General features: G+C 67.7%; 7 protein-coding genes and 1 pseudogene. 3 read left to right on the forward strand and 5 right to left on the reverse strand.

Translation table 11 applies throughout. From position 1 onward, the window contains the following. From QK444_RS29755 to QK444_RS29770, 4 genes are all read right to left on the reverse strand, one after another. On the reverse strand, window positions 1-216 hold a 216-nt coding region (locus tag QK444_RS29755; protein WP_282785440.1), incomplete at its 3' end, for an ATP-binding cassette domain-containing protein. After that, on the reverse strand, window positions 213-1,268 hold the full coding sequence (locus QK444_RS29760) for an ABC transporter permease (protein WP_282785441.1): 1,056 nt from the start codon (window positions 1,266-1,268) through the stop codon (window positions 213-215). The genes QK444_RS29755 and QK444_RS29760, both read right to left, overlap by 4 nt. Before the next feature lie 20 nt (window positions 1,269-1,288). Beyond that, window positions 1,289-2,281 (reverse strand): sugar ABC transporter substrate-binding protein, encoded by a 993-nt coding sequence (locus QK444_RS29765; protein ID WP_282785442.1) that lies wholly within the window; start codon window positions 2,279-2,281, stop codon window positions 1,289-1,291. Between the two features lie 18 nt (window positions 2,282-2,299). Beyond that, entirely contained in the window at window positions 2,300-3,202 is a 903-nt protein-coding gene (locus tag QK444_RS29770; protein ID WP_282785443.1) for a TIM barrel protein, read from the reverse strand. A gap of 257 nt (window positions 3,203-3,459) precedes the next feature. Here QK444_RS29770 and QK444_RS29775 point away from each other — a divergent pair, with 257 nt between their 5' ends. The 3 genes and pseudogenes from QK444_RS29775 to QK444_RS29785 all read left to right on the forward strand — a co-directional run. Next, window positions 3,460-4,464: a LacI family DNA-binding transcriptional regulator gene (locus QK444_RS29775; RefSeq protein ID WP_282785444.1), complete on the forward strand. Its 1,005-nt coding sequence runs from the start codon at window positions 3,460-3,462 to the stop codon at window positions 4,462-4,464. Window positions 4,465-4,479: 15 nt separating this feature from the next. Then, window positions 4,480-5,496, forward strand: a complete 1,017-nt coding sequence (locus QK444_RS29780) for a Gfo/Idh/MocA family oxidoreductase (protein ID WP_282785445.1) — start codon at window positions 4,480-4,482, stop codon at window positions 5,494-5,496. Window positions 5,497-5,640: 144 nt separating this feature from the next. Next, a pseudogene (locus QK444_RS29785) lies at window positions 5,641-5,835 on the forward strand (FAD-dependent monooxygenase); the annotation flags it as partial. A 98-nt stretch (window positions 5,836-5,933) separates the two neighbouring features. On the opposite strand, the gene QK444_RS29790 reads toward QK444_RS29785, so the two are convergent. Further along, entirely contained in the window at window positions 5,934-6,515 is a 582-nt protein-coding gene (locus tag QK444_RS29790; RefSeq protein WP_282785446.1) for a DUF5134 domain-containing protein, read from the reverse strand. Between the last annotated feature and the right edge of the window lie 359 nt (window positions 6,516-6,874).

Here is a 6,874-nt window from a genome sequence, read left to right on the forward strand (position 1 = left end):
GGAGAATCGGGTCGTGGCGCCCTCGATTCGCAGCTCACCCCGATCGTGCTGGTGCACCCCGGACAGGATCTTGATGAGGGTGGACTTGCCCGCGCCGTTGTCACCGAGCACGCAGGTGACCTCACCCGCCCGGACCACGGTGGACACCTCCCGCAGGGCCACCACGCCACCGTAGCTCTTGCCGATGTCGACGGTCTCGATGAGTGGGGTGGTCATCGCCGTACCCTTTCCGCCTGCTTCTTGAAAGCATTGTTGACCAGGACGGCCGACAGCAGCAGCACACCGAGGAAGAGCATGAACCAGTCGCTGTTCCAATTGGCGTAGACGATGCCCTGCCGGGCCATGCCGAAGATGAGCGCGCCGATGGCCGCGCCGACGACCGAACCGAAGCCGCCGGTCAGCAGGCAGCCGCCCACCACCGCGGCGATGATGTACTGGAACTCCAGTCCCACACCCTGATTCGCCTGCACACTGGTGAAGCGCAGCAGATTGCACGCGCCCACCACCCAGGCCGCGAACGCGGTGCCCATGAACAGCAGGATCTTGGTGCGCACCGCGGGCACGCCGACGGCACGGGCGCTGGGCAGCGCGCCGCCGACCGCGAAGATCCAGTTGCCGAAGCGGGTGCGCACCAGCAGCAGGGCGGCCAGCAGGGTCAGCACGATCCACCACACCACCGACGCCTGGATGTGGGCGTCGCCGATATCGGTGGTGGAGGCGAACACCCAGCCCGCCGACTCGTAGCCGTCGGCGCCGCGAATGCCCGACACCTGCACGGTGCCGGTGGCCAGCCGGGTCACGCCGAGATTCAGACCCTGTAGCGCCAGGAAGGTGCCCAGGGTGACGATGAAGCTCGGCAGGCCGGTGCGCATCACCACCCAGCCGTTGAGCGCGCCCACGGCCAACGCGAAGACCAGCGAGGCGGCGAGGGCGAACCACACGTTCCAGCCGAGTTGCACCGCCAGCAGCGCGGTCACCAGCGCCGTGGACGCGGTCATCACACCGGCGGACAGGTCGAACTCACCGCCGATCATGAGCAGCGCCACCGCCACCGCCATGATGCCGAGGGTGGAGGCGTCGTCGAGCCAGTTCGCCACCCCGCCCGGGCTGAGGAATTCGTCGGTGATCACCGAAAAGAAGAAGAACACCACCATCGCGCCGATCGCCGCACCGATCTCGGGCCGCACGATCAGCCGCTGTAGCAGCGGCGGCGGGCTGTCCTCTCGTCGATCGGCGGGTCCAGCGGGTTCCTTTGTCACAACAGCCATTTCGTTCTCCCGACCGGTGCTCACCGGGTGCCCTGGGCGACCAGGCCGCCGATGGCGTCGACATTGGATTCGTCCACGAAGGCCGGGCCGGTCTGTACCGGACGCCCGCCTCCGACGGTATCGAGATTTGTCTTGTACAGCTCCAGCAGCACCACCGGCAGATAGCCCTGCTCGTACTGCTGCTGGTCTACCGCGAAGAGCAGACTGCCCGCCCGAATCGCCTCCACCACATCGGTATTCAGATCGAAGGTGGCGATGGCGGCCTCCGAGCGCGCCTCCCGGGCGCCGTCCACCGCGCGGGCGGCGATCTGCGAGTTCAGGGTCAGCACGGCGTCGATGGAGCGATCCGCCTCCAGTGCGCCGCGAATTCGGGCCTGGGCGTCGGTGGGATTGTTGATATCGACCTGGAGGGTGGCGGCATTGCCGAAACCCTGCGTCGCACCCGCGCAGCGCTCGTTCGCGCCGATATTGCCCGCCTCGTGAATGACGCAGAGCATCTTGGTCTTTCCGGCGTCCTTCAACCGCGCCCCGGCAGCCTCACCCGCGAGCCGTTCGCTCTGGCCGACATGGCCGATGGCGCCGAACTCGGCGCTCTCGGAGTCTCCGGAGTTGATGGTGACCACCGGAATGCCCGCCGCCACCGCCTTTTCCACCGATTCGCGCAGGGCGTCGGGATTGGCCATGGAGACCACCAGGCCGTCCACGCGCTGGGCCACGGCATTGTCGATGAGCTTGGCCTGCTGGCTCGGATCGCCGGAGGAGTTGTATTCGACTCGCACGCCGAACGTGTCGCCCGCGGCCTCGGCCCCGTTCTTCACCACGTTCCAGAAGGCGTCGCCGGGTGAGCCGTGCGTGACGAACGCGACCGATTCCAGGGTGCCGACCTCGACGGGTGCGCGGGTCTGCGTTCCCACCTCCGCCCCGGGGCCGGTACACGCCGCGAGTACGGCCACCGCGACGGCCGACAGGGGTAGTAGCCACCGCCACCGTCGCGGTCTGGTCTGCTGAGACATCGTCGTCCTCACTTCCGGCTAAATCCGTGCCGCGGCGAGCGCCGAGCCGATGGCCGCCAGATGCCGCAGACTGCGTTCGGCGTCGCGGGTCGGCGTCCTCGCGGTATCGCCCGGCCGCAGTGCCGTGTCCTGCTCGATCACATACCAGCCGGTATAACCGGCGCGGTAAACCTCCCGCACCAGCGCGTCGATATCGATATCGCCCGCGCCGAGGGGGGCGTAGATGCCCTGCCGTACCGCCTCGCTGTACTCCAGCGCGCCGTCGCGCACCTGATCGGCGAGATCGAGACGAACATCCTTGAGATGGATGTGGCCGATGCGATCCGCGTAGCGGCGCGTCAGGCCGACCGGGTCGGTGCCGCCGATGAGCAGATGGCCGGTGTCCAGGCACAGCGGCAGGTCGGAGTCGGCGAGGAAGCGCTCCACCTCGGCCTCGGACTCCACGTGTGTGCCGACGTGCGGGTGCAGGGTGGTGCGCAGGCCCACCTCGGCGGCGATGACCGCGATGGCGGCGGCGGTGTCGACCAGAGTGTCCCATTCGGTGTCGGTGAGCGCGGGGCGTTCGTCGTAGCCGTCCAAGCCGGTGGCGGCCGCCAGGATGAGCACCTCCGCACCCGCCCGCGCGTAGCGGGCGGCCGTTTCGCGGGCGAAGGTGAGCGCCGCGTCGGACTCCCGGTGCAGCGGAAGGGCGAGGAAGCCGCCGATCGCGGTCAGGCCGTGTTCGCCGAGCTGTGCGCGCAGCGCGAGAGGGTCGGCGGGCAGATAGTCCGGTGGCCCGAATTCGGTGGCGGTGATGCCGAGCGCGGCCATTTCGGCCAGGACGGTGTGCGCGTCGAGAACGTGTCCCCAGCCGGGGACTTCGCAGACTCCCCAGGAGATCGGCGCGGCGGCGATGCGCAGCGGGTGCAGCGGTGCGGTCATCGGAACTTCCTCGACCTGTCGTAGTCACACGGTTGTGGCTCCATGCGTTGGAGCGCTCCAACTATGTAATCTGGGTCACTCGCGTGTCAAGAACCCTCAGCGGGTTTCATGATCGTGAAACCCCTTGAAATAGTGGGTTTTACTGCGTGAACAGAGGTATCGGGTTGCCGGAAAATGTCCGATTAGAGCGCTCTATTGATTGGTTCGCGTCCGGGCAGTAACGTGCCACACACACCAGCACCGACACGGAGGGATTTGTGACGCGACCGACGATGGAGGACGTCGCCGCTCGGGCGGGCGTCTCCCGCGCCCTGGTCTCGCTCGTCATGCGGGGCTCCCCCAAGGTGAGCGAACACCGCCGCCGTGCGGTGCTCGACGCCGCCAAGGAACTGGGTTACCAACCGCATTTCCTGGCCCGGTCACTGGCCAGCCGAACATCCAATCTCGTCGGCGTCATGGTGTCGGACCTGCGCAATGCCTACTTCGCCGAAGTGGTGGAGGGTATGGACGCGGCGGCGCAGGAAGCCGGGCTGGAACTGATCCTCAATACCGGGCGGCGCAGTGCGGCACGAGAACGGGGGGCGCTGGAAAGTCTGCTGTCGTTCCGGCCCGGCGGGATCATCCTGCTGTCGCCGGTCCTACCGGCCGCGGCCATACGGGAGGCAGCCCAGCGGTGTCCGGTGGTGTTGGTGTCGCGGACCTCGAATATCGCGGGGGTCGACACGGTCAACGACGACGGTGAGACCGGTGCGGGACTGGCCGTGGATCACCTGGTGTCACTGGGGCATCGGCGCATCGTGCACTTCGACGGCGGGGCCGCCTTCGCCGCCGGGCCGCGGCGCAAGGGATACACCGCGGCCATGGAGCGGCACGGGCTCGAACCGATGGTGATCGCGAGCGAACACACCGACGCCGCGGGTGCCGCCGCGGTGTGGAAACTGTTGAACGTCTTCTCCCCCGGCACCTTTCCCACCGCACTGGTTTGCGGCAACGATTTCAACGCCTTCGGCGCCATGTCCGCCCTCGACGAGGCCGGACTGCGGGTGCCGGAGGACGTGTCGGTGGTCGGCTACGACAACACCTCGCTCGCGGCCCTGCGCTACGTCTCGCTCACCACCATCGATCAGCCGCGCACCCGCATCGGGCAACTGGCCGTGGCAGCACTCACCCAGCGGCTGCGCGACGGGCGCACCGAGCCACTGCGCAGCCGCGTCGAACCCGCCCTGGTCGTCCGCTCGACGACGGCCCCACCTCGCATCTGAGCAATCAGGAGAATCATGTCTTCCCTTCGCATCGGCCTGGCCGGGACCGGCCGTATCGGAACCTCCCACGCCGAGACCCTGAAAGCGCTGCCGGACGTGGAATCGGTGGTCGTCGCCGACGTCGACACCGAACGGGCACGCGAGACCGCCCGCAAGCTCGGCGTCGACTTCGCACCCGATATCGACACGCTGCTCGCCGCCGACCTCGCGGGGCTGGTGATCACCACGGCCACCGACTCCCATCCCGAACTCATCCTCGCGGCAGTGGAACGCGGACTGCCGGTCTTCTGCGAGAAGCCCATCGCGGCCGACATCTCGGGGACACTCGCGGTGATCGAACGGCTCACCGGATCGTCGGTGCCGGTGCAGATCGGCTTCCAACGGCGCTTCGACGCGGGCTACCGGGCCGCACGCGCCGCCGTCGCGAACGGGGAACTCGGCTGGCTGCATACCCTGCGCGCCACCACACTGGACCCGACTCCCCCTCCCGCCGAATACATTCCGCGCTCCGGCGGCCTGTTCCGAGACTGCGGCGTCCACGATTTCGACATCATCCGCTGGGTGACCGGACGCGAGATCACCGAGGTCTACGCCGTCGGCGCCAACCGGGGCGAGCAGTTCTTCGTGGACGCGGGCGACGTGGATACCGCCGCGGTGGTGCTGCGCATGGACGACGGCGCGTTGGCGACCGTCTCCCTCACCCGCTACAACGGGGCCGGTTACGACGTACGGCTGGAACTGTTGGGCTCGGCGGGCAATGCCATTGTGGGACTGGACGACCGGGCGCCACTGCACTCGGTGGAGCCGGATTTCCCGGCGTCACCGCTGCCCGCCTACCCAGGGTTCATGGATCGGTTCCGGCGCGCCTACACCGAGGAGCTGTCAGCCTTCGTGGCGGTGGTCGACGGAACACTCGCCAACCCGTGCCCGCCGACTGAGGCGCTCGAGGCGTTCTACGTCGCCGAGGCGTGCGAGCTGTCGCGCCGCGAGCAGCGGCCGGTGACCATGAGCGAGGTACGCGGGGGCCACTGACATCGTCCGGACAGGGCCGTGCGCGGGTGAAGATCGTGCTCGGCGTCCGGTCGACAACGCAATAGCCCGCTTGCCGCACGACACCGGGTATGCCGCAGAAGAGCTGTCCGACGCCAGAATCCGTGCGTATGAGAGTTCCGATACATGCGAGTTGCGGAAACAGACGTGATCGTTGTGGGCGCTGGCCCGACCGGTCTGATGCTGGCCAATGAATTGCGTCTGGCCGGAGTGCGGGCGCTGGTGCTGGGAATCCGCCGCTTCCGCGGCACCCACGCTGCGAGCAGCGCTCGCACGGTGGTTCGGATCGGAGACCTCACGCACCGGCTCACAGTCGACAGGCACCCCATCGGCGACCATGCCGCGTCGATAGGCGTCACCGCGTCGGTGGGGTCCCGGATCTCCATCCGCCGACCTGACCTCCAGGTGCCGCCGCGGGATCAGCCGATGGCGGCTACGAGCATGTAGGCGGTGCCCAGGTCCATGACGATGTGTGGCACCACCGTGGCGGGGCCTGCGGTACCGACGTGGTGCGGAACGATGTGGCGCAGAGCCTTTCTCGACATCGGTAGGGCCATGGCGGCGGCGTCGATGGTGAACAGGGTCGCCAGGGCGAGCATGGGGGCGGCGGGAGCTCCGCCGTGGTGTCCGCCGGTGTGACCGCTCATGGCGTAGAGCATGGCTGCTGCCGCCGTGAGGTGGTAGGCGAAGGGGATGACTCGGGCGGCGGGGGCCAGCGGGTTGCCGTGCCACTGGATTACGCGGGCCAGGAACAGGAGGGCGTAGACCACTGTCATGGCGGTGAGGACGCCGTTCATGGCGTGGGGGTCTATGGCGGTGGGGAAGCCGATCATTGCGAGCATGACCAGGCACATCATCAGGTGTGCGGCGTCGGACTCCTGGTCGGTTTCCAGGGCGGGGGTGGGGGTGGCCAGGCGGGTTGTGACTATTGCGGCTGCGGCTATGAAGGATAGGAGGGCCAGCCATCGTAGGGGTTCGTACTGTTGGACGAATTGGGTCACAGCACACCACCTTTCAGCGGCGACGCAGGCTTTCCCATGATCGCATTTCGGGGGGCTGGGTGGAGGGGTTTCGTTATCGATATGGAGTAGTTGCTCGTTGTGGAGTGGTTTCGGCCTTGTCCATGTGTTGAGGTTTCGGGGGTCGTGTCGAGTTCGGGGTGTTGCCGCAGAGATGTGAAGAGATGAGTGTGGTGGCGTTGGGTGTCTTACCTGGCTTGCGCTGACGCCGGGTCGGGTGCCGCGCGCTTCTACCCCAGCCGACGGACTGGCTGGGGTTGCGTTCTCGAGATGGTTGTTACCGGGGTGGTTGTTATTGGCGTAAGTGATCGCCTCGGGACGGGTCCGGCCGCTGGGCGTGA

It is taken from the genome of Nocardia sp. CC201C (assembly GCF_030010695.1).
GTDB lineage: Bacteria > Actinomycetota > Actinomycetes > Mycobacteriales > Mycobacteriaceae > Nocardia > Nocardia otitidiscaviarum.